The organism is Streptomyces xylophagus, from assembly GCF_000716435.1.
GTDB lineage: Bacteria > Actinomycetota > Actinomycetes > Streptomycetales > Streptomycetaceae > Streptomyces > Streptomyces xylophagus.
The window spans coordinates 1-1,382 of record NZ_JNWO01000087.1 but is presented as its reverse complement, the minus strand read 5'-3'; the positions used below and the strand labels follow the sequence as shown (position 1 = coordinate 1,382).

Below are 1,382 nucleotides of genomic sequence, written 5' to 3'. Positions count from 1 at the left end.
TGCCGGGGGCGATCCCCGGCACGCAGCGGTGGGACCGCAAGGCGATTGATTGGTATCTGGACCGGGCTTCCGGTCTGCCTACCGAAAAGACCGTCTCGGGCGATCCCCTCGCAGACTGGCAGGCTTCCAGGCGGAGGGCTGTCAGCTAGGAGAGCGTGATGCGCGTAGACCTGTTCGGCCTGTTCTGGTCCGACGCCAAGATCGGCGGCGGCAAGAAGCGTCGGTACTACTACGCGTGGAAGGGCGGCCCCCGCATCAAGGCGAAGTACGGCACGCCCGCATTCATCACCGAGTTCAACGAGCACATAGCGAGCAAGAAGACCGTGTCAGACGCCACGGTCTTCGCGCTCATCGTCGAGTTCAAAGCGTCGTCCGAGTACCGAGTGCTCAGCGACAAGACGAAGAAAGACTACCTCCGTTACATCGCCCTCATCGAGCAAGAGTTCGGCACGATGCCGATTGCGGCCGTCGAACAGAAGGGCGCGCGTGGCGTCTTCAAGACCTGGCGCGATGGGTTCGCAGACAAGCCTCGCAAGGCCGACTATGCGTGGACCGTGCTCGCCCGCATCTTCTCCGTCGCCAAGGATCGCGGACGCATCAGCGTCAATCCCTGCGAGCGCGGCGGCCGTCTCTACGAGGGCGGGGATCGCCTCGACAAGATATGGTCCGAAGCGCAGCTCGGGCTCATGATCGAGAAAGCCCCGGAGCGGATCGTCGACGCGCTCATGCTCGCGATCTGGACCGGCCAGCGGGAGGGCGATCTGATCCGCCTGCGCTGGTCGGATTACGACGGAACCTACATCAGGCTCACGCAGCGCAAGACCATACGCCACGGCAAGGTCGCCAAGGCCAAGCGGGTCACCATCCCTGTCAGCCCCGTGCTCAAGACCTACCTCGACTCCATGAAGCGGGTCGGGCCGCTGGTGCTGACCAACTCTCGGGCCAAGCCGTGGACAGAGGACGGCTTCCGGTCGTCCTGGGGCGACGCCCTGATCGACGTGGGGATCAACGAGGACTTGACGTTCCACGATCTGCGCGGCTCAGCGGTGGTGCGCCTGGCGCTCGCCGAATGCACAGTGCCGGAGATCGCCACGTTCACCGGCCACAGCCTGAAGGACGTGGAGCACATTCTGGACCGGCACTACCTCGGGCGCGATCTGCGCCTGGCGGAGAGCGCGATGGCGAAGCTCGCTGGCATGTTTGCGTCAGGAGCTTGTAAGGTCGAGGGGAACGAACCGGGCTCGTTTACGTCAAAGACTGTTCAAAGACCCGCTGACAGGTTCTAGTTTTGATCTCGCGAAGGGCTGCCAACCTATTGATTTGATTGGTGGGCGCACCAGGGCTCGAACCTGGGACCCGCTGATTAAGAGTCAGCTGCTCTA

1 protein-coding gene is annotated in these 1,382 nt (G+C 63.2%); it reads left to right on the top strand.

Annotated elements, in window-relative coordinates; genetic code table 11:
• The first annotated feature begins 158 nt into the window (after positions 1-158).
• Positions 159-1,286 (top strand): tyrosine-type recombinase/integrase, encoded by a 1,128-nt coding sequence (locus OO70_RS50335; protein ID WP_063739361.1) that lies wholly within the window; start codon positions 159-161, stop codon positions 1,284-1,286.
• Positions 1,287-1,382: the final 96 nt, after the last annotated feature.